The 25,137-nt window shown below is 64.1% G+C and carries 20 protein-coding genes; 12 read left to right on the forward strand and 8 right to left on the reverse strand.

From position 1 onward, the window contains the following. Positions 1 to 138: 138 nt before the first annotated feature. The 3 genes from ACP146_RS04005 to ACP146_RS04015 form a co-directional block, all read right to left on the reverse strand. Positions 139 to 549 (reverse strand): tetratricopeptide repeat protein, encoded by a 411-nt coding sequence (locus ACP146_RS04005; protein ID WP_422365478.1) that lies wholly within the window; start codon positions 547 to 549, stop codon positions 139 to 141. 115 nt (positions 550 to 664) lie between these two features. Beyond that, entirely contained in the window at positions 665 to 2,149 is a 1,485-nt protein-coding gene (locus tag ACP146_RS04010; protein WP_422365479.1) for an AMP nucleosidase, read from the reverse strand. A 60-nt stretch (positions 2,150 to 2,209) separates the two neighbouring features. Beyond that, positions 2,210 to 3,118, reverse strand: coding sequence for a sulfotransferase domain-containing protein (locus tag ACP146_RS04015; RefSeq protein ID WP_422365480.1), 909 nt, complete (start codon positions 3,116 to 3,118; stop codon positions 2,210 to 2,212). Positions 3,119 to 3,437: 319 nt separating this feature from the next. Here ACP146_RS04015 and ACP146_RS04020 point away from each other — a divergent pair, with 319 nt between their 5' ends. Beyond that, positions 3,438 to 4,340 carry an Fpg/Nei family DNA glycosylase gene (locus ACP146_RS04020; RefSeq protein ID WP_422365481.1) on the forward strand — a complete coding sequence of 301 codons (903 nt, stop codon included), beginning with the start codon at positions 3,438 to 3,440 and terminating at the stop codon, positions 4,338 to 4,340. 118 nt (positions 4,341 to 4,458) lie between these two features. Here the strand turns inward: ACP146_RS04020 and ACP146_RS04025 are convergent, their stop codons facing one another. The 3 genes from ACP146_RS04025 to ACP146_RS04035 all read right to left on the reverse strand — a co-directional run bounded on the left by ACP146_RS04025 (position 4,459) and on the right by ACP146_RS04035 (position 10,198). After that, a complete protein-coding gene (locus tag ACP146_RS04025) occupies positions 4,459 to 5,571 on the reverse strand; it encodes a hypothetical protein (RefSeq protein ID WP_422365482.1) in 1,113 nt (370 codons plus the stop codon). Between the two features lie 32 nt (positions 5,572 to 5,603). Then, positions 5,604 to 7,172, reverse strand: coding sequence for an MBOAT family O-acyltransferase (locus ACP146_RS04030; protein WP_422365483.1), 1,569 nt, complete (start codon positions 7,170 to 7,172; stop codon positions 5,604 to 5,606). Between the two features lie 317 nt (positions 7,173 to 7,489). Continuing rightward, a complete protein-coding gene (locus ACP146_RS04035) occupies positions 7,490 to 10,198 on the reverse strand; it encodes a PAS-domain containing protein (protein ID WP_422365484.1) in 2,709 nt (902 codons plus the stop codon). Between the two features lie 409 nt (positions 10,199 to 10,607). Here ACP146_RS04035 and ACP146_RS04040 point away from each other — a divergent pair, with 409 nt between their 5' ends. The 4 genes from ACP146_RS04040 to ACP146_RS04055 all read left to right on the forward strand — a co-directional run bounded on the left by ACP146_RS04040 (position 10,608) and on the right by ACP146_RS04055 (position 15,944). Then, entirely contained in the window at positions 10,608 to 12,602 is a 1,995-nt protein-coding gene (locus ACP146_RS04040) for a PhoX family protein (RefSeq protein WP_422365485.1), read from the forward strand. A 97-nt stretch (positions 12,603 to 12,699) separates the two neighbouring features. Continuing rightward, complete coding sequence (locus tag ACP146_RS04045; protein WP_422365486.1) at positions 12,700 to 13,029, forward strand: cupin domain-containing protein; 330 nt, start codon at positions 12,700 to 12,702, stop codon at positions 13,027 to 13,029. A gap of 150 nt (positions 13,030 to 13,179) precedes the next feature. Then, complete coding sequence (locus ACP146_RS04050; RefSeq protein WP_422365487.1) at positions 13,180 to 14,832, forward strand: tetratricopeptide repeat protein; 1,653 nt, start codon at positions 13,180 to 13,182, stop codon at positions 14,830 to 14,832. A gap of 542 nt (positions 14,833 to 15,374) precedes the next feature. Then, the gene (locus ACP146_RS04055; RefSeq protein WP_422365488.1) at positions 15,375 to 15,944 is read left to right on the forward strand and encodes a GNAT family N-acetyltransferase; all 570 of its coding nucleotides are present in this window, start codon (positions 15,375 to 15,377) and stop codon (positions 15,942 to 15,944) included. A gap of 265 nt (positions 15,945 to 16,209) precedes the next feature. Here the strand turns inward: ACP146_RS04055 and rpsU are convergent, their stop codons facing one another. Then, the gene (gene rpsU, locus ACP146_RS04060; RefSeq protein ID WP_167223142.1) at positions 16,210 to 16,413 is read right to left on the reverse strand and encodes a 30S ribosomal protein S21; all 204 of its coding nucleotides are present in this window, start codon (positions 16,411 to 16,413) and stop codon (positions 16,210 to 16,212) included. A 397-nt stretch (positions 16,414 to 16,810) separates the two neighbouring features. Between rpsU and ACP146_RS04065 the strand changes: the two genes are divergently transcribed. The 7 genes from ACP146_RS04065 (at position 16,811) to ACP146_RS04095 (ending at position 23,889) form a co-directional block, all read left to right on the forward strand. Continuing rightward, positions 16,811 to 17,461: a peptide deformylase gene (locus ACP146_RS04065; RefSeq protein ID WP_422365489.1), complete on the forward strand. Its 651-nt coding sequence runs from the start codon at positions 16,811 to 16,813 to the stop codon at positions 17,459 to 17,461. Beyond that, positions 17,454 to 18,134: a COQ9 family protein gene (locus ACP146_RS04070; RefSeq protein WP_422365490.1), complete on the forward strand. Its 681-nt coding sequence runs from the start codon at positions 17,454 to 17,456 to the stop codon at positions 18,132 to 18,134. The genes ACP146_RS04065 and ACP146_RS04070 overlap by 8 nt, the downstream gene beginning before the upstream one ends. A 219-nt stretch (positions 18,135 to 18,353) precedes the next feature. Then, positions 18,354 to 19,184 carry a MurR/RpiR family transcriptional regulator gene (locus ACP146_RS04075; protein WP_422369616.1) on the forward strand — a complete coding sequence of 277 codons (831 nt, stop codon included), beginning with the start codon at positions 18,354 to 18,356 and terminating at the stop codon, positions 19,182 to 19,184. A 23-nt stretch (positions 19,185 to 19,207) separates the two neighbouring features. Further along, entirely contained in the window at positions 19,208 to 20,329 is a 1,122-nt protein-coding gene (locus tag ACP146_RS04080) for an ABC transporter substrate-binding protein (RefSeq protein ID WP_422365491.1), read from the forward strand. Positions 20,330 to 20,461: 132 nt separating this feature from the next. After that, positions 20,462 to 22,144: an ABC transporter permease gene (locus ACP146_RS04085; protein WP_422365492.1), complete on the forward strand. Its 1,683-nt coding sequence runs from the start codon at positions 20,462 to 20,464 to the stop codon at positions 22,142 to 22,144. A gap of 15 nt (positions 22,145 to 22,159) precedes the next feature. Beyond that, entirely contained in the window at positions 22,160 to 23,281 is a 1,122-nt protein-coding gene (locus tag ACP146_RS04090; RefSeq protein ID WP_422365493.1) for an ABC transporter ATP-binding protein, read from the forward strand. Further along, positions 23,278 to 23,889 (forward strand): histidine phosphatase family protein, encoded by a 612-nt coding sequence (locus tag ACP146_RS04095; RefSeq protein ID WP_422365494.1) that lies wholly within the window; start codon positions 23,278 to 23,280, stop codon positions 23,887 to 23,889. Before ACP146_RS04090 ends, ACP146_RS04095 begins: the two co-directional genes overlap by 4 nt. Positions 23,890 to 24,039: 150 nt before the next feature. On the opposite strand, the gene ACP146_RS04100 is transcribed toward ACP146_RS04095, so the two are convergent. Next, entirely contained in the window at positions 24,040 to 25,134 is a 1,095-nt protein-coding gene (locus ACP146_RS04100) for a 5-(carboxyamino)imidazole ribonucleotide synthase (protein WP_422365495.1), read from the reverse strand. Positions 25,135 to 25,137: the final 3 nt, after the last annotated feature.

Here is a 25,137-nt window from a genome sequence, read left to right on the forward strand (position 1 = left end):
CGACGACATCCCTTTAGTTCTTGGCTGAAATTTTAGCCCGATTTTTCACCGGAACGGAAGGCTTGAACCCGCCGAAGGCTGTCGCTTTTGGACGTTTATCGGTTTCGGCGGGGCTGCGGGCCCAAGTAGCCGTCTGCGTCAGCCGCCCTCTTGCAGGGGCGGCGGAACGGAGTCGCAGGCCAGCGCGAGGCCGCCCTCGCAGGCCTGGCGGAGGAGCTGATCGGCGCGCGCCTGATCCCGTTCGACGCCCTCGCCAAGCTGGTACTTGCTGGCGAGACCGTAGCAGCCCGCGGCCGAGCCGCCGTCGCAGGCGCGCCGATAGTAGGCAGCCGCCTGCACGAGATCCTCGTCGACCCCGTAGCCCTCGTCGTAGCGCGCGCCGAGGCGGAAGCAGGCCTGCATGTCACCGGCCTCGCAGTCCTCAAAGAGTTGCGCGATGGCGGCGTCTTCGGCGTCCTCCGGCTCCGATCCGCCAGCAGCGGCGACCTGCGGTCCTGCGAAAAGGCAGAAGAGGGTAAGACCGAGGATTGGCAAAGCGGGCAGTTTCACGGGTCTTCCAATCAGTCGCTGCGGCAGCGCTTACCCAGTGGGTCGCAGAATGCCGCCTTCGGGTTCATCACCCCCAAGGGTACGGCGCGCCAGGAATTGGTGCCGCGCCAAACCGTTACTGAAAGGCCGTCTCGGTGAAGGAGCGCAGTTTGCGCGAATGCAGGCGCTCCGGCGCCATGGCGCGCAGTTTCTCCATGGCCCTGAGGCCGATCTGCAGATGCTGGTCGACCTGGCGCTTGTAGAAGGCGGTGGCCATGCCGGGCAGCTTCAGCTCGCCGTGCAGCGGCTTGTCGGAGACGCAGAGCAGGGTGCCGTAGGGCACGCGGAAGCGGAAGCCGTTGGCGGCGATGGTGGCGCTTTCCATGTCCAGCGCGATGGCGCGGGACTGGGAGAAACGCTGCACCGGCTCGCGGTGGTCGCGCAGTTCCCAGTTGCGGTTGTCGATGGTGGCCACCGTGCCGGTGCGCATGATCGACTTCAGCTCATAGCCTTCCAGGCCGGTGATCTCCTCCACCGCGTCCTCCAGAGCGACCTGGACTTCGGCCAGCGGCGGGATCGGCACCCAGCTCGGCAGGTCGGCATCCAGCACGTGGTCCTCGCGGACATAGCCGTGGGCCAGCACATAGTCGCCCAGCGCCTGGGTGTTCCTGAGGCCGGCGCAGTGGCCGAGCATCAGCCAGGCATGGGGCCGCAGCACCGCCACGTGGTCGGTGATGGTCTTGGCGTTGGAGGGGCCGACGCCGATGTTCACCATGGTGATGCCGCTGTGGTCGTCGATCTTCAGGTGATAGGCCGGCATTTGCGGCAGGCGTTCCAGCGGTATGCCGCTCTCCGGCGCCTTCTGGCCGCGCCGGGTGATGACGTTGCCGGGTTCGACGAAGGCCTGATAGTCGCCCTTGCTCTCGGCCATGGCTTCGCGCCCCAGGGTGCAGAAGGCATCGACGTAGAACTGGTAGTTGGTGAAGATCACGAAGTTCTGGAAATGCTCCGCCGCCGTCGCGGTGTAGTGCGACAGGCGGTGCAGGGAGTAGTCGACCCGCGGCGCGGTAAAGGGCGCCAGCGGCATCGGGCTGCCCGGCGACGGCTCGAAGGTGCCGTTGACGATGGCATCGTCGGTGACCGAGAGGTCGGGCACGTCGAAAAGGTCGCGCAGCGGATAGCCCAGCCGATCGACCAGCGCCCCTTCCACATGCATCCCGTCGGGAAAGGCGAAGTGCAGCGGGATCGGCGTATGGGACGGCCCGATGGTGACCGGCACGCCGTGGTTCTTCATCAGCAGGCCGAGCTGCTGGATGAGATAGTCGCGGAACAGGTCGGGCCGGGTAATGGTGGCGGCGAAATGGCCGGGCGAGGGCAGGTGTCCGTAAGAAAGGCGCGAATCGATCTGCGCGAAGCTGGAGGTGGTGATCGCCACCTGGGGATAGAAGGCCCGCAGCCGCTTGCTCGGCTTGGCCCCGCCCAGCAGTGCCTCGAACTGGGTGCAGAGGAAGCTGGTGGCCTCGTCATAGAGCATGGACAGCCGGGCGAAGGCGGCTTCGGGTTCGGTGAAGCTCTCCGGGGCAGCGGGCGCCAGAGTCTGGATACTGTGCAATTCGGTCATGATGGGGGCAGACCCTAGAGCATGGCCCAGGGTTTTGAAATCCCTTTGATCAGGGTGCGTTCAGGACTGCCGGCCGCCCTGCAGCCAGGCGGCACAGTCCGCCCCAAGCTCAGCAACGGCTTTCTGCTCATAGGCGGCGGACACTTCGGTGCTCAGCACGTCGTGCCAGCGGCCGTTGGCGCCGCTGTGCAGAAACGTCTGGGCGCCACCCTCCCAGAGCGCACCGCGCATGGGCACGCAGGCCTCGGCATGGGCCTTCATGTAGTCGAAGCTGCAGTGTTCCAGGATGTCGTCCCACGGGGCCGTCTCGATGGGGATCTCCAGGAAATCCGCGATGCGCCGGATCTCATCGGACATGTCCGCCTTCAGGTCCGCGAAATGGACGAAGAGCACGTTGGGCAGATCACGGATCGCCCACCAGGTCCGGACATTCTCCCAAAACGACCAGAAGGGAAAGCCGTCCTTCTCTAGCCAGTCGTGGAAGTACTGCTGGACCGAGTCCGGCGGCGGTTCGATCGGCGGGCCGACCCGCCCAGGCGTGTCGTTCAGCGCGCCGTACCAGCGTTCGTTGGCATGGGCATGGTGGTTATAGAGACTCCACACCACATCGCGCCCGTCCCGCCCAATATAGAGGTACTTGGCCTGGGGCGAGAAAACGAGCGCGTCGAGCGGCAGGTGGGTTTTCAGGAAGCGCCGGTGGGTCTGCTGCTCGACCGCAGCCAGTTGCACCTCCTTGGGCGGTACCCTGAGGTCGAGCCAGGGCGACATCTCCGCAATGGGAACATTGCCGCGCCCGTTGAAGATCAGTTGTCCGACGATCTGCTGCAGCCACGTGGTCCCGGACTTGGCGTAGGTCGCGATGACGATGTCGTCGTCGCGAAATGTCAGATCGTTCCAGACGGTCGAATCAAAGTGATGGTTGTGAAGTTCCCGCGTTTTCTGCGGCAGCGCGGTTTCCCGGTCATTCATGGTGCATCTCCCCTCTGCATCCCTGACCTTTGGTGAAAGAAGTGTGGGCCAACAAACCCGCCGAGTCACGGCCCGCGCCATTCTCTTCTCGGCGCGCTAGCGATCGTGATTAGCTTTGCCAAGCCGACTTAATGAAGATCTGCTGTGATTTTCTCGGCGATTCAGTCCTCTGGTCCAAGGGACCGTTCTGTCCGAGTGAAAACCGCCGGTAAGGATCGACGTCCTGATCCCGTTGCAGAGCGAAGCGTGTGCGGGTGCTCTCCGGGACATTTCCGACGGTGGTTGTCGCCCTGACCACCTTCATGCCAAGCTTAGCCCCATGCCTGAACTGCCCGACATCGCGGTCTATATCGAGGCGCTGGAAAGCCGTGTGCTGGGCCAGCGGCTGGAGAAGGTGCGCCTCGCCAGTCCGTTTCTGCTGCGCACGGCGGTGCCGCCGATCAAGTCGGTGGAGGGGCTGATGGTGACGGCGCTGCGGCGGCTCGGCAAGCGCATCGTCTTCGGGTTGCAAGATGATCTCTGGCTGGTGTTGCATCTGATGATCGCCGGGCGGCTGCACTGGAAACCGCCGGGCGCGGCGCTGCAGGGCAAGGTGGGGCTGGCCGCTTTCGATTTCGCTGAAGGCAGCCTGACTTTGACCGAGGCGGGTTCGAAGAAGCGCGCCTCCCTGCATCTGGTCGAAGGGGAAGCCGGGCTGGCAGCCCTCGACCCCGGCGGGCTGGAAGTGCTGGAGACTGATCTTTCGGCCTTCGCGGCGGCGCTAACCGCCAAGAACCACACGGTGAAGCGCGCGCTCACCGATCCGCGCATCTTCAGCGGCATCGGCAATGCCTATTCCGATGAGATCCTGCACCGCGCCCGTCTGTCGCCGGTGGCGATGACCGCCAAGCTGACGGCAGCGGAGATCGAGACGCTGTTCACGGCGACCCGCGAAGCGCTGGAGGACTGGACCCGGCTGCTGCGCGAGGACGCCGCGGGCAAGTTCCCGGAGAAGGTCACCGCCTTTCGCAAGGAGATGGCGGTGCATGGGCGCTACGGCAAGCCCTGCCCTGTCTGCGATACGGCGGTGCAGCGCATCCGCCACGCCAGCAACGAGACCAACTACTGCCCGCGCTGCCAGACCGGCGGCAAGGTGCTGGCCGACCGCTCGCTCTCCGCGCTCCTGAAAAAGGACTGGCCGCGCAACATCGAAGAGCTGGAACAGCTGCGCGGCAAGGGGTGATCTGTCTTCGTCATCCTTCGAGACAGCCCCTCGCGGGGCTTCCTCAGGATGAGGTTTGGCCTGTTTCCAAGAGTTCTCTCCTCATGCTGAGGAGCGGCGAAGCCGCGTCTCGAAGCATTCAGCGTTGCGCGACCTCGGCTTGCTTCAAATCGGGAAACTCGGCGGCGAGGAAGCGGTTCAGGGCGGCTTTGAAGGCGCCCTCGTATTGACCGAGGGTCATGGCGTGGACCGGCAGGCCGAAGCTGTCGGCGGGCACCTGCGGGGAGGCCGTCTGCAGCCGCTCGGAAATCACCTTGTGCACAGCCGGATAGTAATGAGAGCCGTCATAGGTGTTGTCGTGCCGCCGGGTGACGGCGGAGGGCACCGAGAAATCGTAGAGCACCTCGAAGTGCTCCGCCGTGTTGGCGATCGCCTGGAGATAGCCGTCGAGAATCTTTCCGAGATGGCGGGTCTCCGTCACCTTCCAGGCCGCCACCGGCGGCACGAAACCCCAAAAGCGTGCCTCCGGAAAAGTATCGCGGAGCTGGCGGTAGAGATCGGCGCGTTGCGGGTCGAGACGGCCCTTGAAGACCGCGGCTTTCAGCTTCTTCGGCGGCTTGAAAGCTGCTGTATCCTTAAGCACACCACCGACGAAGCCGTCGTTGTAGAAGCGCGGCATGGGCGAGACCTCCCGCAAGGTGCGTTGTGAGAAGTCCAGGGCGGTCAGCGAAAGGTAGCTCTCCAGCCAGCCCGGCGGCGCTTCGCCCTTGCGGACGAAATCGGGAATCTCCGGTTGCCGCGTCGTCTTGGTGAGGAAGTTGAAATCGTCGACCCCGACGATGACCAGCCGCGGGCGGATGCCCCGGTCGGCCAGATAGCGCGCATAGGCCAGGAACTCCACCGCCTTGCCGGCGGAGAAGGCGAGGTTGGCGCAGCGGTGGCCGGCGATGTCGGTCTGATCGAAGAGGGTCACGCGTGAACTGCCGAAGATCAGGCAGTCGTATTTCTCCGGCGCCTGAAGGATGAGGTTCACCTTGGCCACGCGCTCGTTGAAGATGTAGTTCTGCCCGGTGATCAGGTTGCCGCGCCAGAACCACAGGGGATCAATGACGCTGTTGAGGACCACTGCGCCGGCGCTCAGCAGGCCGGTGGCCAGGAAGACACCGGCAAGGTACCGGTTGAACAGCCGGCGCCGCAGAGGCGCCATTGCCTTCCTTCCGTCGAGGCTGCGGGGTTCCGAAAGGCTGGTCATGCTGCTTTGATTCTCTCCGTTAGGACTGGCCGCTAGAACTGGAAATAGAGGAATTCGGAAACCCGGGTCAGGCCCATTACCGCAACCGCGGCAATGACTGCCGTCGTGCCGGCCCAAACCAGGCTCGGCCGCCAGGCCAAAGCCGCCTGGAACCGGATGACGCCGGGGAAGCCCGCAACGGGTGCATAGTCAGCGCTGCGGAACCCGAAGGCCGGGCTGAAGTTGCGCATCAGCCACTGGGTCGTCGGCATGAACCAGAGAAAGGCGATCCAGAAGGCCAGCCAGGCGACGGAGAGCTTGTGATCCAGGGTGATGTAGGGGCCGTCGAAACGGAAACCGAGCATTACCAGGACATCGCTGATCGGGCCCAGCCGCGCCGCCAGGGTATAGGGCAGGTTCCGCATGCCGTCGAAGACCGCCAGGGCGCCGCTGAAGCTCTCGGCGCGGAAGAAAACCCAGGCCAGGGTCACGGCGAAGAAGGTGATCAGGCGGGCCAGGGCGATCGACCACCAGCGCGTTGCCCTGGTGGGAAAGAGGTGCCGCCAGAGGTGGTTGATCACCAGCATCGCGCCGTGCAGTCCGCCCCAGACGACGAAAGTCCAGCCGGCGCCGTGCCAGAGGCCGCCGAGCAGCATGGTGATCATCAGGTTCACATGACGGCGCAGCGGGCCCCGGCGTCCGCCGCCCAGGGGGATGTAGAGATAGTCGCGCAGGAAGCGGGACAGGGTCATGTGCCAGCGCCGCCAGAAGTCGATGATCGAGGTGGCGCGGTAGGGCGCGTTGAAGTTCAGCGGCAGCTTGATGCCGAACATGCGGGCGATGCCGATGGCCATGTCGGAGTAGCCGGAGAAGTCGAAGTAGAGCTGCAGACTGTAGGCGAAGGCGGCGCTCCAGGCCTGGAAGAAATGAAGCTCCGCACCCGCTTCGGCGGCGGCGAAGGTGGGGCTCGCCACCGTGGCCAGGCTGTCGGCGATCACCACCTTTTTGAACAGGCCGATGGCGAAGATGGTGGTGCCGATGGCCAGGTTCTCCGCACGTGGCGCGAAGGTGCGGTCTTCGGCAAACTGCGGCAGCATCTCGCGGTGATGAACGATGGGTCCGGCGATCAACTGAGGAAAGAAGACGACGAAGAGGCAGTAGCGCGGGAAGTCCGTCTCCGGCGCCTGGCCCTGGCGGACGTCCACCAGATAGGCGATCTGCTGAAAGGTGAAAAAGGAAATCGCGAGGGGCAGGACGATGCTGCCGGGGTCGATCAGGCTGCCGGTCAGCGCGTTCAGGCTGCCGGCCAGGAAGCCGGCATACTTGAAGTAGCCGATGAGCCCCAGGTTGACCGCCACCCCGGCGCAGAGCAGGGCCCTGGCGGCGGTCTCGCCGCGGCGTTCGGCAACCTGCGCCAGGGCGATGCCGCTGGTGAAATTGAAGGCCACCGAGAGGGCCAGCAGTAGCAGAAAGGCCGGGTTCCACCAGCCGTAGAAGAACAGCGAGGCGGCGATCAGAAGGATGATGGCCGGCCGCCGGCCGCCGTAGTGGGCTGCCAGAAAGAAGCCGGCGAGCGTCAGCGGCAGGAAGACGAAGATGAAGATGTGAGAATTAAACAGCATTGGCGGCCGCGCGCGATGCTCCCCCTTGCGCTCTTCCCCCAGGCTGTTTGTTGGTTTTGTCGGGCAAGAATGATTGAAGTTCCTGCCGTCTTTGCCAGGGGGACGCTAGCGCGGCGGCGGTGCCGCTGTCCTATGACAAATAGGGGGCAGAAGCCAGACGTTGCCTAGAGCAGATCCGGGCTTGATGGAATCGCTTTAGCGATCCATCAATTCGGTGAATCTGCTCTAACTGTTTGATGGTGATCGGATTCACATGTTTTGGCGCAACCACGAAGTGGTTCCGTCTAAACATGATCCGATCTAGACGCTGCTTCGCCTCAATCCTGCTGACGTGCCGCGATCTCCTCGACCAGACCGCGGATCTGATTGGGCATGAAGGGCTTTTCGATACAGGGACGGCCGGACTTTTTCAGGAAGCGGTCGGTGCGCTCGTTCAAGAGATCGCCGGTGATGAAGATGAAGCGGTCCAGCAGGTGCGGTTTGGTTTCGCTGAGAGCGCCATAGAGCCCGGGGCCGTCCAGGTGCGGCATGCGCAGATCGCAGATGATGGCGGCGTAGTCCCGGGTGGCCAGGTTCGACAGAGCCGTCTGGCCGCTGGAGGCGACATCCACGCTGTGTCCGGCGGCTTCCAGGATCTCGACCAGGAAGCTGGTGATATCCGGTTCGTCGTCGACCACCAGGATCTGGCGTTCTTCGCTGTGATGGGGCAGCAGGACCTCTTCGGGCAGCTCCGGCCGGGTCATGCCGCCGGCCGGCAGCAGGACCGTGAAAACGGCGCCGCCACTGGCCGCGTTCTCGACCGAGATACTGCCGCCGTGGGCCGTCACCATACCATGGCAAACCGAGAGCCCGACGCCGGTGCCATGGCCGGCCGGCTTGGTGGTGAAAAAGGGATCGAAAATACGCGAGCGTATTTCCTCGGGAATGCCCGGCCCGGTATCACGGACGACGATCCGCACCTGACGGCTGGTTGCCAGATAGGATGTGGAGATCATCAGGCGGTGGGGCCGCGGGCTGTTGATCATCGCCTGCTGGGCATTGATGAAGAGGTTCACCAGGATATGGCTTAGCTGGTCGGAGTCGCCGGCGACCGACGGCAGGTCCGGGGCGAGGTCGCGGCTGATGCTGACGTCGGTCGTGTTGAGCTGATAGGTCACCAGGTCCAGCACGTCCTCAATCAGATGATTGATCTGGATGGCGCTGCGCGCGGCGGGGCGCTGACGGGCCATGGAAAGGAAGGTCTTCACGATCTTGGCGCAGCGGTCGGCGGCAATTCTGACCTTCATGGCACGTTCGGCCATGGCGCTGTCCGTCGACATGCTTTCCAGAAGGGCCGCCTGGCCGATCACCACAGAAAGCGGATTGTTCAACTCGTGAGAGACCCCCGCCAGGAGTCCGCCGAGGGCCGTCAATTTTTCGTTCTGGTAGCTCTTTTCGCGTTGGCGCTGCAGTTCGCGTTCGGCGTGGACCCGGTCGGTGATGTTGTTGTAGGTCGAAACGATGCAGCCGTCGGGCAGACGCTGCTGACGCACCTCGATGACACGGCCGTCAGCCAGGGTGCGCTGGTCGACGCTGCGGGTCACCCGTGCAATGGCGGCCAGGCGCTGGTCGACGAAAGCGTCCTCGCCTCCGGCGGCCTCGACCTCGGCGCGGGGGTAGTGCTCGTTGCGCAGGCCCTGGCGCACGAACTCGGAAACATGGACGCCGGGCCTGCCGAGTTCCTCGGGAATATCGAAGATATCGAGGAAGCCCTGGTTGACCAGCAGGACCCGCATATCGGGTGCGGTAACGGTCACGCCCTGGGCGATGTTGGCCAGGATGCCTTTCAGTTGCGCCGAGCGCTCCGCCAGAGCCTGTTCCAGACGGCTTTCCTGATCGCGAAGCGCAAACTCGGCCCGCTTGCGCTGGGTGATGTCGGTACGTACCGAGACGAAGCCGCCGGAACGGGTGTGCTGTTCCTTCACCATGTCCCAGCGGCCGTCGGGCCAGGCATCCTCGCTGATGCAGGCTTCGTTGCTCAGCCGGTCGGCGATGAAGTCGGCGATGAACTGCTCGCGGTCCCGCCAGACGCGGGGATCCGTCACCACGTTGTTGGCGACACTGGCTTCCACCAGTTCCTGCATCGGCCTGCCGATGATCGCATGCTGCGCCGGCAGGAAAGGGAACAGTTCGTGGAAGCGTTGATTTGTCAGCACGACCTGCAGGTCGGCGTCATAGAGCACGAAGCTGTCCGACAGATTGTCGATCGCTTCGCGCAGCATCAGCTCGGTTCGGCGCATCTGCACCTGACGGGTCACGTCGCTGAGGGAAACCAGGACCGCCGGGCTGCCTTGCCAGAGGATACGTGTTTCCGTTGCTTCGACCCAGAAGGGCTCGCCGCTGCGCGTCAGGCACCGCAGGACCCGGGCGGGGCCGGGATCGCCCTCCGCAAGAATCCGCCGATGCCGTCTGAGCGCGACGCTGTGCAGTTCGATGGGCAGAAAGGGCAGCAGCGTCGGTTCGGCGGTAAGCGCGTCACCGCTGTCGAATCCTATACGGCGGGCGCAGGCCATGTTGGCATAGAGCGGCTTGAAATCGCGGTGAACCAGCACGCCGTTTGGAATGCCTTCGACCAGCGCTCTGAAGCCGTCGCCGCCGCCGGTCGGCTTCTTTTTGCCCCGGCCGCCCGCCGCCGCAGCGCTGTTGCGCTTCTTCGGTTTGTCCGCGGCCGCGGCTTCCGAGATTGCCGGGCCGTCGCCGTTCGGCGAAGGCGCATGATGGAACACCAACCAATTCCGGCGTCTGCCATCGCGGTCGAAGAGCGGCCGCAGATCGATCAGGCTGCCGTCGCAGTCCGCCAGCGAGCGACCTCTCAGGCTCTCCCGATTCAGGCCGCTGACCTGAAAGAAGGCCTGATTGGCGCTGAGCAGGGTGGATTCGGCCGTGTCGCTGGCTGCGCTGGCCACGGCCAGGGGCCTTCGCAGGGTCTCCAGAGAGGCATTGAGGCTGCGTGTGATGCGGGCGGCGGAGGGGTGTGGACTGGACATTACGGCGATTTGCTTGAACCAATCGGTAGCATGGCCTGGGCCCCTGTGTCGGCGCAAGTCCGGACGCGAGCCCTCCGGCACGGAGGTTTTTCCTTGCTGGACCCTGCTACGGGAATGTTTCAGTCGCATGTGGCGCGCCGGGGAAATTCGTTTCGATTGTTCACACAGCGCATCTACGCAGAAATTCCGTCGCGAGTTGCGGTCTACCCCTTAATTATTGATTGCAAACCAGAATCCGGCCTTTGAGGGGCGCTGTGACACGGCGGATCGACCTCTGTCCAGTCTGTCATATATTTGTAATAATTACGTCATAGGTCCAGCATCTAGCTGCTGTAGGGTCCCGCGGACTTTTCAGCCAAGAACCAGCCGCGAAAGCGGTGTCCCACCCGTATTAGGAGAGGCACCTGACATGCAGAGAAACGAAGACTACGCTTCAAAGGGCGCAGCCTTTGAGGCTTCCGAAGATGTTCCGACAAATACCAATCTTGCCAACACCTTCGGCAAGATCGCCCAGCGCCGCTATGGGCGCCGGGACATAATGCGCGGTGCCTTGGGGCTGGCCGCGACGACGGCGCTGAGCGGTACTCTGGGGGCCTTGGGCGGCGCCAAGACCGCGCAAGCGGCCGAGGAACGCTACGTCTGGACGGAAATCGAGCATGGGGTCGATGAGACCCATCACGTCGCGGCGGGCCACAGCGCCGACATCCTGATCCGCTGGGGTGATCCGATTCTGGCCGACGCCCCGGAATTCGACCCGATGAACCAGACCGCGGCGGCCCAGGCCCAGCAGTTCGGTTACAACAACGATTTCATCGGCTATGTCGGTTTGCCCTTCGGGTCGGACAATCCGGACAACGGCCTGCTTTGCGTGAATCACGAGTATACCAGTGAAGAGGTCATGTTCCCCGGCATCGGGCGCCAGGACAGAAAGGGCTTCCCCGACATGACAGCCGATCTGGTCGACATCGAAATGGCGGCTCATGGCGGCTCCGTCGTCGAGGTGAAGCGTGAAGGCGACAAGTGGTCGGTGGTGCAGGACAGCCAGTACAACCGCCGCATCACGGCCAATACCACCTACATGGAAATGACGGGTCCGGCGGCCGGCCACGACCGGCTGAAGACCTCCGTCGATCAGTCGGGCAAGACCTGTATCGGCACCATCAACAACTGTGCCGGCGGCATCACGCCCTGGGGCACCTATCTGATGGCCGAGGAGAATTTCCACGGCTATTTCGGCGGTGCCGTGGATGGCCATCCTGAAGAGCGCAATTACAAGCGCTATGGCGTGCCCGGCGGCTGGTACGCCTGGTCGAAGTACCAAAAGCGTTTCGATATCAATGCCGAGCCGAACGAAGCCAACCGTTTCGGCTGGGTGGTTGAGGTTGACGTCCTCGACCCCACCTCGACGCCGAAGAAGCGCACCGCCCTGGGCCGCTTCAAGCACGAGGGTGCCGAGCCGATCGTGAACAGCGACGGCCGGGTGGTGGTCTATATGGGCGACGACCAGCGTTTCGACTACGTCTACAAGTTCGTATCGGAGCGCCGCTACAATCCGGATGATCGTGCCGCCAACATGGATATCCTCGATGACGGCACCCTGTTCGTTGCGCGTTTCAACGAGGACGGCAAGCTCGATTGGCTGCCGCTGATCTACGGCAGTGGCCCCCTGACGGAGGAGAATGGCTTCCACAGCCAGGCTGACGTCGTGATCGAGGCACGGATTGCCGCGGACCTCTTGGGTGCGACCCCGATGGACCGGCCGGAGGATATCGATCCCAATCCGCAGACCAACAAGGTCTATGTGATGCTGACCAATAACTCCAAGCGCAAGGCCGATGCGGTTGATGCGGCCAACCCGCGCGGCCCCAACGACTTCGGCCAGATCGTGGAGATGGTTCCGCCCAATGGGGACCACGACGCCCTGCAATACGACTGGAACCTCTTGGTGGTCGCGGGCGATCCCAGCAAGCCGGACGTCGGTGCGAAGTATCATGAAGCCACGTCGGAGAACGGTTGGTTCGGCTCACCGGACAACTGCACGGTCGATGCCGCTGGCCGGCTTTGGATTTCCACGGACCAGGGCTCAGGCTGGTCAAAGACCGGCACGGCGGACGGCCTCTACGGTCTGGAGACCGAAGGCGATATGCGTGGCTACAGCAAGATGTTCTTCCGGACCCCCATCGGTGCGGAACTCTGCGGTCCGCGATTCACGCCCGATGTGAAATCGCTGTTTCTCGCGGTGCAGCACCCGGCAACCGACGGGACGAAGGACTATCCCGGCTTCGAGCGCAATTCGACCTTCGAAGACCCGGCCACCCGCTGGCCGGACTTCACCGAAGGCATGCCGCCGCGTCCCTCGGTCGTGGTGGTTCGAAAGGACGACGGCGGCGAGATCGGCACCTGACGGTCCTCGACACGGTCCTCGACCGACTGCCTTCCGGCATTCGACTGACGAAAGGGGCGGCCTTGTGCCGTCCCTTTTTCTTGCAGGGGCCCGCTGTTTGTCCGACCCTTGCGGCATGACGACGGCCGCAGAAATCACGCCAGGATACTTCGCTGCCCCGGTGGATGCCGCCACGGTGGCCGCGGACTGGAAGGCCCGCGGCTACTCCTGCCATGTTTTCGACGATCCGCCGGGCCAGTCCTGGGACGACTTCGTCCACGACACCAACGAGGTGGTCACCGTCGCCGAAGGGCGTCTGGCGCTGGTTGTCGAAGCGCGGCGTTTCGTGATGGAGGCGGGTGACGAGGCCTTCATCCCCCGTGGCGCCCGCCATTCGGTGATCAATATTGCCGGCGGGCGGACCCGCTGGCTCTTCGGCTACGACTGAAAAAGCCGATCTGGAGAGCTCTTGAGGCTCTTGGCTACCCTGGGTTACCCCGGAATCGCCGTCTTTTTCCCTTGGTGTGATTTTCCCCACAGAGCCGGAGCCGGCGGACGGGCATCTTCCAGCCATGTAACGTCCAGTGAGGGGAGCACAATGGCTGGCCAGCATGAAAGTGCGAAAGCGGAAAATGGGGCGAAAGCGGAGAACGGGCCGCAGCTTTCGAAGCGCTTTCCGTGTGATCTTTTTCCTACAGACTTGCCGCTGGACGGCCGTTCGCGGCGCCTGGTCGGTCTTGAGGGTTTCACGCTGCTGGACTCCATGAATCTCCAAGCCTCGAATGACCGGGCGGATGAGACGGCGTCCCAGGAGGCGGGCGATCCCGCGGCCGAGCCGCTGATGCGCGCGCTGGGCCCCCGCGACTCCGCGCAGCCCACGGCAGATCGCGCTATTCAGGACCGTCAGCTCGCCGCCGATCTCGGGTCTCTCGACACGCAGCCGAAGCCCGACACCCGGCAACGGGATGCCGAAGACTGTTTTCAGCGCGGCCTGGAGCGGGCCGAGGGCGGCGATCATCAGGGTGCGGTGGTCGAGTTTTCCGCCGCTTTGGCCTGCGATCCCCGCAATGGCCGTTTTTTGATGGAGCGCGCCTACAGCTACCGCAAGCTGGGTTACACCTATCTGGCCATCGACGATTTCGAACAGGCGGGTATCCATGGCGCCGGCTGGGCCGCAGCCCACAACGGCAAGGGCATGGTGCGCCGGGAAAAAGGCGACCTGACCGGGGCGCTTTGCGACTTCGATGCTGCCATCCGCGTTGATCCCTGCTTCGCAGCGGCCTACTCCAACCGTGGGCTCTGCCATCTGGAACGGCATGACTATCTGAAGGCTGTCGCGGATCTCACCATGGCCATCGACCTCGCCGGGGAGCAGGTGGTGACGCTTTTTCATCGCGCTGCCGCCCTCAGCCGCCTGAAGCGCCATGCGGAGGCGGAAGCGGACCTTGACGGTGCTTCCCTGATTGCGCCGGAGGAGGCCAGCATCTTCAACCGCCGTGGCGTTGCCCGGGAAGCCCAGGGCAAGCTGGCCGAAGCGGCGGAAGACTACGATAGCTCCATCGCACTCGATCCGACCTTTGCGCCGGGCTATGCCAATCGCGCCCGCCTGCGTCAGCGTCGCGAGGATTATCGCGGCGCCATTGAAGACTACACGCGCGAGCTCGAGTTCGAGCCCGGTTCCTGGCAGGCCCATGCCCGCCGTGGTCAGTGCTACAGCCGCCTCGGCGAGATGCGCCTTGCGATTCTGGATCTCAACGCCGCGCTGGCGCGCGAGGACGGCAAGGCGTTTCTCTTCATGGAGCGTGCGCAGTGTTTCGGCGCCCTGAAGAATTTCTCCCGTGCCATCGCGGACTGCGATGAGGCCTTGTACCGCGCGCCGAACTGTGTGTCGGCGCTGCTGGAGCGGTCGAAGTGGCACGAGCGTCTGCGCAACACCAAGGGTGCGTTGGAAGATCTTGACCGGGCGATCACGCTTAAGGGAGATCACGCCAAGTCCTATCACCTTCGGGGGCGGTTTCTGCTCCGTCAGGGCTCCTTCGAGGATGCCCTCGGCGATTTCGAACAGGACATCGCCCTGAACCCGGTGGAGCCCTGGGCCTATATGGGCCGTGGCGACTGCCGGGCGCGCCTGGGTGACGTCATGTCGGCGGCGGAGGATTATCGCCGGGCGGCAGAGCTGTTTGCCGAAACGGGACGCGAGAACGAGCGGGCCGCGGCCTTGCAGCGCATGCACCAGGTCCTGGTCGCCTAGATCGGATCACGTTTTGTCGGAACCACTTCGTGTTTTCGACAAAACGTGTGAATCCGATCGATCTCAACATGTTAGAGCAGATTCACCGGGTTTGATGGATCGCTAAAGCGATTCCATCAAACCCGGATCTGCTCCAGCGCCGGAAGAGGCGTTTTTCAAGGTTTTTCATGGCATTAGGGTAGCAGCCTGCTTCCCGTCTTCGGCATCCGGCGGATGGTCCGGACGGCGAGCGGGCTGATGCCGCTTTGCCTCAAGCCCGGATCTTTCCAGAAACAATCAATACAATTTGCGCTTTACCGCGAAAACGGCCTGAAACAATCGCCTGTCATGGTTTCTCTGCGTGCGGTGCTGGGAACCGGGCCATTGGCGGGTTTCACGCTCCTGAGGCGGTTCATGCGGCGACTCCGTCGCAGGGACGTGGTAAGGACCTTTCGTGATCTTGTGTCCTGCATCGCACGCGCAACGCTTTTTGCCCGGGATTCGAGACCAAGAGTTCGAGCCTGACAACTCCAGTCCAAGAAACCAACCGTGACAGCCTTGATATGACAAACGACGGCCTGTCTATCCGCCTTGCCCAGCCGGATGACAAACCGGCAATCGAGGCCATGCACTTTCTGTCGGTTCATGGGTTGAATTCCGCCGACTACACAGCCCGCCAGATCGAAGCCTTTATCGGCTATTTCGGCACTTACGATCCCACCCTGATCGACGACGGAACCTATTTCGTGGCCGAGTTGGAGGGGCGGATCATCGCGAGTGGCGGTTGGTCCCGGCGTATGCCCATCTTTGAGACCGAAGAAGGTGAGCAAAGCGTTGTCTGTGAGGGTATCTCCGCGGATTCGGCCAAGATCCGCTCGGTTTTCGTTCATCCCAAGCATACGCGCAGGGGACTGGGTTCTCAGCTCGTGCGCCTCTCCGAAGAACGGGCGGTGGCGGCGGGCTGCCGGCTCCTGGAACTCTGGGCGACGCTGACTGGGGTGCCGCTTTATCGCAAGCTCGGCTACGAAGAGGTCGGACGGCTGCCCTTTACGGCACCGGATGTCGACCCGCTGATGTCCGTGCATATGGCCAAGGTGATACCGGCCGAAGCCGACAGCGCCTCGGCCGCCTAGCGCGGCGCGGTCCAGGCGTAACGACGGCATCCGACCAGGCGCAGCGGCGCCATCCGACCAGGCGCAGCGGCGCCATCCGACCAGGCGCAGCGGCGCCATCCGAGAAATCTTTTGAGAAATGCAAAAAGCGGGCGAAACACCCGCTTTTTCTTTGTGTGACGACAGAGGTTTCCGCCCGTCACAACCGGCCATCACAACCGGCGCCGTAAGCAGTCCGCAAGCGCGCCGATATCGGTCAACGCGCCGCGGTCCGCACAGATTCTTTCTAGAAGCCTTCGCGCTCCATGCGCTTGCGCAGCAGCTTGCGATAGCGGCGCACGGCTTCGGCGCGCTCACGCTTCTTGCGGGCAGAGGGCTTTTCAAAGTTGCGGCGGAGTTTCATCTCACGGAAGACGCCTTCACGCTGCAGCTTTTTCTTCAGCGCACGAAGGGCTTGATCGACGTTATTGTCTCGAACCTGAACTTGCACAGACGCTCAGTGCTCCTCTCTGGAGCCACGAAAAACACGCATCCCGGCGGGTTTTCGGGGCCGAATTACTCTGATGTTGAGGCAAAATAACCTTGCCCGCAGCCTTTATGCTGCGAGGGATGGCCGGTTGGTATCATAGGGTGCCGGGAAAAGGAAGGCTTTTCTCGCAGAAAAAGGCAGCCCAAATCGCCGGAATCCCGCCAATTTCCGACTTATTTTCCCGATCTGCGCTGGAGAATCGGGCCTTCTGCCGCCCTGTACCGGCCCCCCGCCCGGTATTGCGGGCCAGGGCCCTGGCTGACGCGCGGCAGCGCCCCGGTCTCAGGCGGCCGGATTTTGGCCGATTCGCCGGCTGCGGCGCCTTTACCCACTGGAGGCGCGCCGCCATATTAATCCCATGGCGATCTTGAAAATTGCCCGTATGGGCCATCCGATTCTGCGCCGGAAGGCCGATCCCGTGGCCGACCCCCGGGCGCCGGAGATCCACCGTCTGGTGCGCGATATGCTGGAAACCATGGACGACGCCGGTGGTACCGGCCTGGCGGCCCCACAGGTCCATGTTCCTTTGCGGGTCGTGGTGTTCTTTGTCGCAGGGGCCCGCGCCGCTGCCGAAGACGCGGGCAACGGCGCCGAGCTTCGCGAGACGGCGGACAGCCGCGCGGTGCCGCTGACGATCCTGATCAACCCTGAGATCGAAGTCCTGGACGACGCGGTCGCGCTGGGGCCGGAGGCCTGCCTCTCCGTACCCGGCCTGGTCGGCCAGGTGCCACGCCCGCAGCGGATCCGATATCGGGGCCAAACCCTGGAAGGCGACGTCATTGAACGCGAGGCCGGCGGTTTCCATGCCCGGGTGGTTCAGCATGAGTGCGACCATTTGGACGGTATTCTCTATCCGCAGCGCATGACAGACTTGTCGATGCTGGCTTTCGCCGAGGAGGCCATGCGGGCCCAGACGGCGGAGGAGGCGCCGCCATCCGAGCCGGCCGGAGGCGAATTCTCCGGTGAAACGCCCTTGGGCGAAGACGAGGTTCTGCAAGATCATGGCTGACGACAAGAAAAGACTGGCCCTGCTGGATGCGGCTCTGCGGCATGTGCCTTTCGACGGCTGGACCTGGCGGGCGATCGATGCGGCGGCGAAAGACCTTGAGATCGATCCCGTCGAAGCGCGGCGCCTCTACCCCGGCGGCCCGGAGGAGATGATCCGCGCTTTCAGCAGTGAGGCCGACCGTCAGATGCTGGCCGGCCTGGAGCGCCTGGATCTGGAGTCGATGAAGGTGCGGGACAAGGTGACGGCGGGCGTGCGTTTGCGCCTGGAAGCGGTCGCCGCCCATCGCGAGGCGGCAAGGCGGGCCCTGGCCTTCTTTGCGATGCCTCAGTACGCCGCCAGCGGGCTGCGTTGTCTTTACCGCACGGTGGATGCCATCTGGTATGCCGCCGGTGACACCGCGACCGACTATAACTTCTATACCAAGCGCGGCCTGCTCGCCGGTGTCTACTCCTCTACGCTGTTGTACTGGCTGAACGACAAGTCCGACGACTATGCCGCCACCTGGGCCTTCCTGGACCGCCGGATTGCCGAGGTGCTGAAGGTCGCCGGCCGCCTGGGCAAGGGCGTCTCTGCGGCGATGAACCTGCCGGACCGTCTCTTCGGGCGCTTCGCCGAGGCAGGAAAGGGGCTGGCGCGAAACCGCGGCAGCCGTCTTCGCGGCGCCCGCCGCTAGACGCCTCACTTACTGAAAAGTCCAGCTAAAACAATCCTTTCGGATTCCTAGAGCGCTGTCTTCCTCACCCCGCCGGGTGCCAAACCACGGGTCCGGAGGGGTTGGCCTCTTGCTGTTTCTGCAAGTTTGCTTGCATCGGTGTCATCATTGTGCAATATTACTGGCATAAGATGTTCCCGTGCAAAGCGGGACTGGGGAGGAGCCGTCAAATTGTCCATTGTGGTTCGCATGAAAGATGCGGCCGACCGGCTGACGCCGTCGGAACGCAGGATGGTGCAGGAGATCGTCGCCAAGCCGCGCGATGCCGCGCTGGGAACCGCCGCCGATCTGGCGCAGTCCATCGGCGTCCATGAAGCCACCGCCTCGCGCCTAGCCCGCAAGCTGGGTTTCCAGAGTTACGCCGGTTTTCGCGATGCGTTGCGGGAGGAGTTCATCGCCCGCACCGACCCGGCGGTGCGGGTGCGCACCACTCTTGAGGACACGCGCGGCGCCAACCTGATCGCCGAACTGGTGGTGCAGGAAGCCGCCGCCCTTGAGGCTTTGCAGGAATACCTTTCGATCGAGCAGATCGAAGCGATCGCCGGCGAGCTTTACAACGCCAGAAAAATTTTCGTCTTCGCACGCGGCAATGCAGAGGCCCTGGCCGTGATGATGGAACGCCGCCTGCGGCGTTTCGGAATGAGCGTCGTGCGTCTGCGCGGCGACGGCCGTGACCTCGCCGAACAGATGGTCGAGTTGACGCCGGAGGATGCGGTTCTTGCCTTCGCGTTCCGGCGCCAGCCGCGTCACTACGGCGCAGTGGTTGAACTGGCCAAGACCCGTGGGGCATCGAGCATCGCGATCACCGGCGCCGTGGGACCGACTCTCAGCCCGGCGGCGGATCATCTGGTTTCCGCACCGCGCAGCGGGCGCCGTGAAGGCTTCCAGTCGCTGATCGTGCCGATGACGATTTGTAACGCCCTCATCCTGCAATTGGCGCGGCGCGACGAAGACCGTTCGCTGCGCACCCTGGAAGCTCTCGGAGAGCTGATCAAACGCTTTGAATCCTGACATCCAATAGGGGAGACCGGATCATGAAGAGACTGTTTCAAGCAGCGGCCTTTCTCGCCGCAGGCACGCTGGTTCTGCCGGCGCAGGCCGACGACATGAACATGAAGTCGCCGGAGGAGCTGCTGGCCGGCGCCAAGGCTGAAGGCCAGGTGGTGGTCTATTCCTTCACCAGCCGGATCAAGAAGGTCGAGGCAGCCTTCGAAGAAGCCTATCCGGGCATCGATCTCGTCGGCTACGACATTTCCTCCACCGAGCAGATCACCCGCTTGCAGGCCGAATATCAGGCCGGCGTGGTGAACGCGGATGTGATCTACATCTCCGATGCACCGGTGGTCTACGACAAGCTTCTCGGCGCCGGCATCGTCACGCCCTATGTGCCGCCGCGTGTCGCCGACCGGGTGCCGGCGGCCTTCAAGGCGCCGCTGCTGGCCCAGCGCCTCTCCACCAAAGTGCTCATGTACAACGAGGAGGCCAACCCGAACGGACCGCCCATCGACAACCTCTGGGCACTGACGACCGAAGCCTGGAAGGGACGGGTGGTGATGGTCGATCCGCTGCAGCGCGGCGACTACCTCGATCTCATGACCGAGATTGTGCTGCAATCCGATGCGATGGCCGAAGCCTATGAGGCACAGTTCGGCAAGAAGATCGCCCTGTCCTCGGGCGCCCGCAACGCCGGCGAACAGTTCATCGCCGACCTCTTTGCCAACGATCTTATTCTTGTCGGCTCGACCGACGACGTGAACGCCGCCGTCGGCAAGCTGGGTCAGAGCAATCCGCCGCTCGGTTTCACCAGCTATTCCGACCGCCGCGACAATGCGGAAGAAGGCTGGGCCCTGCAGCTTGCCAATTCGGTGCAGCCTTCGCCGGGGATCGTCTTCCCGGCGGTGATCGGCATTGCCGAGGGCGCCAAAAATCCTGCCGCCGCGCGGCTGGTTATCGACTTCCTGATGGGGGACGAGTCTGCCACCGGCGGCGCGGGCTTCAAGCCCTTCTATGTGCCGGGCGACTATGCGACGCGAACCGACATCACGCCGCATCCCGATGCCGTGCCGCTCTCGGAATTCGCGGCCTGGCGGGTGGATCCGGCAAAGACGGCCGAGATTCGCGCCGATATCGCAGACCTCGTTCTGACTTTGCAGTAGTCTGGGCAGCAGTCCGGGCGGTCGTCCGGGCAGCAGTCCTACTGGGCATCGGAGAAAGACTGAAGATCCATGGCTGATTTCGCCATCGGTCGGTCGGGGCGGCGCTTCTTCGCCTCCCCGGGACGGCCCCTCATGCTCATCGTCCTTGTGATTGCGGTGGTTCTTATTGCCGCCCCGCTGTTCAAGATCACGCTGGTGACCTTGGCGCCGGACACCATCAAGGCCTGGGGCGACGTGTTGTGGAGCCGGCTCTCGCCGAACCTCTTCTACAAGCCGCTGACAAACACCCTGACCATCGGCGCCAGCGTGGCCGGCGGCTGTGTGCTGATCGGCGGCTTTCTGGCCTGGCTGGTGGTGATGACGGATGTCCCGTTCCGCCGCACCATCGCCGTGCTCTCGACCCTGCCGTTCATGATCCCGAGCTTTGCCGCGGCGCTGGCCTGGGGCGTGCTTTTCCGAAACGACCGTATCGGCGGTCAGGTCGGCTTTCTCGAGGGTCTCGGCTTCGACATTCCGAACTGGCTGGCCTGGGGCATGGTGCCGTCGTTGATCGTGCTCATCACCCACTACTACTCCCTTACCTTCACGGTGATTGCCGCTGCTCTGGCGACGGTGAATTCCGATCTCGTCGAGGCTGCACAGATGGCCGGCGCCAAGCGCCGCAAGATCTTCTTCGGCATCATTCTGCCGGTCACTCTGCCGGCGGTGATCGCCGGCGGTTCGCTGTCCTTTGCCGGCGGGGTATCGAACTTCGCGGTGCCCGCGCTGCTCGGCCTGCCGGTACGCATGCAGACCCTCTCGACCCGCATCTACGGGATGATGGAGGTCGGCCAGACCGCCCGCGGCTACGTCATCGCTATTCTTCTGGTATTGATCTCGGCCTTCTTCCTTTGGCTCGGCAATCGCCTGATCACCGGCCGGCGCTCCTACGCGACCATCACCGGCAAGGGCGGGCGGGCCAAGCGCTTCGATCTCGGCGGGCTGCGCTGGCCGCTCTGTGCCCTGGCCATCGGCGTCAGCGTGTTCTCAACCATCGTGCCGGTCCTGGTGCTGATCGCCTCCAGCTTTGCGCCGTCCTCGGCGGCGCTGTTCTCCAACTGGACGCTGCACTACTGGATGGGTGAGTCGACGCCGGCCATTGCCCAGGGTCTCGCGGGCATTGCCTACAATCCGGACATTCTCTCCGCCATCGTGATCACCATCGGTCTCGGTCTCTGCGTCGCGGCCTGCGGCACCGTTCTTGGCCTGCTGGTGTCCTACAGTCTGGTGCGCGCGAAGCGCGGTGTCGTCCCCACCGTTGTCAGCCAGCTTTGTTTCCTGCCGCTTTTCGTACCCGGCATCGCCTTCGGCGCCGCCTATATCGCGCTCTACGGCGCACCGATCGGTCCTTTCCCGGCACTCTACGGCACCTTCGGCCTGCTCGTGCTGGCGGCCACCGCCTTTCTGATTCCCTTTGCCGTGCAGACCGGCCGCGCCGTGATCCAGCAGGTAAGCGGCGATCTGGAAGAAAGTGCAAAGCTGACCGGGGCCGGTTTCCTGCGCCGCCTGACGGCGATCACCGTGCCGCTGTCGATCCGCGGCCTCACCGCGGGGGCCTTGCTGGTCTTCGTGAAAATCGTGCGCGACCTCTCGCTGGTGGTGCTGCTGTTTACCCCGACCATGCCGGTCTTGAGCGTGGTCGCCTTTCGCTACGCCTCGGAGGGATTTGCCCAGTTCGCCAACGCGATTACGGTGGTGATCCTGACGATCTCGATCACCGTTTCGCTGCTGGCCAACAAGCTGCAGGCGAAGTCCCAACCCTGGCTGAAGAATTAGGAGCCTTTGCCAAAGATGATCAGAATCTCCGATCTCACAAAGCGCTTCGGCGCCGTGGAAGCGGTGCGCGGCGTCAGCCTGGAGGTTCCGCAGGGGGCCTTCCTGGTGCTCGTTGGCCCCTCGGGCTGTGGCAAGTCCACCATGCTGCGGATGCTCGCCGGGCTTGAAGCGCCGAGCGGCGGCACCATCGAGTTCGGCGGCAAGGTCGTTTCCGACGGTGCGCGTCATTGGACGGTGGAGGCATCGAAGCGCAACGCCGGCCTGGTGTTCCAATCCTATGCCCTCTGGCCGCATATGACCGTGGCCGGCAACGTCGAGTGGCCCCTGAAGGTGGCGAACTGGACGGCAGAGGAACGTGCGGCACGGGTGGCGGAGGTGTTGTCGCTGCTGGCCATCGACGATCTGGCAATGCGCTATCCCAACGAGATTTCCGGCGGTCAGCAGCAGCGGGTCGCCATCGCCCGCATGATCGCGCCCAAGCCGGGTATCCTGTTGTTCGACGAGCCGCTTTCGAACCTCGATGCCAAACTGCGGGTGGAGATGCGCACGGAGCTGCTGAAGATCCACCGCGCGACCGCGGCCACGTCGGTCTATGTCACCCACGATCAGGTGGAGGCAATGACCATGGCCAGTCATGTCGCAGTGATGAACCACGGTCTGGTCGAGCAGTTCGGGGCGCCGGATGCCCTGGTGGCCGATCCGGAAACCGCTTTCGTCGCCACCTTCCTCGGCACCCCGCCCAACAACATGATCGCCGTCGAACCGGGCGGGGAGGGCGCGCTCTTTGCCGGCCGCGCCCTGCCGACGGAGATGACGGTGGAGCAGCCGGTCGACTTCATGTACCGGGCCGAGGACCTGGACCTTGCCGAGGCCGCCAACGGCCGCACCCTGGCGATGGAGTTTGCCGAGGCCAGCCCCATTGCCGGGCGCTACATGGTGACCGGCATCTCCGGCGACCTGCGTCTCACCGCCATTGTCGACCGGGCGCCGCGTCTGTTGCCGGGCGACACCGTACACTTCAGAATTCCGGAGAGACCGGCCGCAATCTTCGCCAAGAGCGGGCACCGCATCGCGGGGGAAAACCCGGGCGGGGAGCCAAAGGTCCAGCAGCGACTGGCTGAGGGAGCTGGGGCATGATGCGTCTGTTTCTCGTCCGCCACGGCCAGTCGGAATGGAACGCCGGGCGCCGCCTTCAGGGGCAGGCCGATACGGCCCTCTCGGACCATGGCCGCAATCAGGCCCGCGCCCTGGCGGCGACGGTCCAGGCGTTGCAGCCCGAACGGATCATCGCTTCGGATCTCACCCGCACCCGGGAAACCGCTAATCTGCTCGGCTATGGCGAGCATGAAACCGATTCAAACCTGCGGGAGATCGATGTCGGCGCCTGGAGCGGCCGCGCCATCGAGGATCTGATGGCCGAAGACGAGGCGGCCTTTCTCGGCTGGCGCGCCGGCACCTATACGCCGCCGGAGGGCGAATCCTGGCGGCGTTTCAAGGCCCGCAGTCTCGTTGCGCTCGCCGATGCGCGGGAGACGGCGGCCCGCAGCGTTCTGCTGGTGATCCACGGTGGCGTCATCCGGGCCTTGCTGGAGGGTCTGCTCGACCTCAGTCCGGCGCGCATCGTCCCCGTCGGACCGGCCAGCCTGACGGTCCTGCGCTTGGACGAGCCCAACGGGACAGCCAGTGCCCGCTTGGAAGTCTTCAACTACACGCCGGACGCCCCGGTCTTCAACGCCCCGGACTAGATCGGATCATGTTTTGACGGAACCACTTCGTGGTTGCGTCAAAACATGTGAATCCGATCGACATCAAACAGTTAGAGCAGGTCCGGGTTGGATAAACTCGCGTTAGCGATCCGTCCAACCCAGACCTGCTCTAGTTCGCGGGAGAGCCGCTTAGCGCCGGATCAGGCGGGTAACGTGGCCCATCTTGCGGCCCGGGCGGTGGGCGGCCTTGCCGTAGAGGTGCAGCTTGTTGCCGGGATCGGTGAGGATCTTGCGCCAGTCCTCCACCTCTTCGCCCAACAGGTTTTTCATCACCGCATCGCAGAGCCGCTCGGTCGAGCCCAGCGGCAGGCCGGCGACGGCGCGGATGAACTGTTCGAACTGCGAGGTGATGCAGGCGTCGATGCTCCAGTGGCCGGAGTTGTGGGGCCGCGGCGCCATCTCGTTGACCAGCACCTTGCCGTCGTGGGTGACGAACATCTCCACCGCAAGCAGGCCGACCAGGTTCATCTCCTGCGCCAGATGGCGGGCGATGGCCTCGGCGCGGTCGGCGACTTCCTGGGACAGGTTCGCCGGCACGATGGTTTCGTCGAGGATGTGATTGCGGTGCCGGTTTTCCACCGGCACGTAGGTCCGCATTGCACCGTCACTGCCGCGGGCGACGATCACGGATATCTCCATGCGGAATTCGACCACCGCCTCGACGATGCCGGCGGCTTCGGCGGCATGGCCGCGCATGGCGGACCAGGCGGCCTCCAGATCGCCGGCGGCTGTGATACGCACCTGGCCTTTGCCGTCGTAGCCCAGTTCGGCTGATTTCAAAATGCAGGGGGTGCCGATCTCCTCCACCGCCTGCCGCAGTTCGGCGAGATCGTGGGCCGGCCGATAGTCGGCGGTGGGCACCGAAACGCTGCGGCAGAAGTCCTTCTCGCGCAGGCGGTGCTGGCAGATGCTGAGGACGTTGGTGCCCGGGCGCAGCGGCACGAGGCTTTCCAGTAGTTCGACCGTCGCGAGGGGAATGTTCTCGAACTCGAAGGTGACGACGTCGACGGCGCCGGCGAAGCGGGTGAGGGCCTCGGCATCGTCATAGGCGGCGACGGTAAAGGCGTCGCTGACCTGATTGGCCGGGGCGTTCTCTTCCGGCCCGTAGGCATGGCAGCGGTAACCGAGCCGCGCGGCCGCCAGCGCCGCCATGCGGCCGAGCTGGCCGTTGCCGAGAATTCCGACACTGCCGCCGGGGGCGAGCGGTCCGTCTAGGTCTGCCAAGGT

It is taken from the genome of Pelagibius sp., from assembly GCF_965249265.1.
In the GTDB taxonomy this organism is placed as follows: Bacteria; Pseudomonadota; Alphaproteobacteria; order Kiloniellales; family Kiloniellaceae; genus Pelagibius.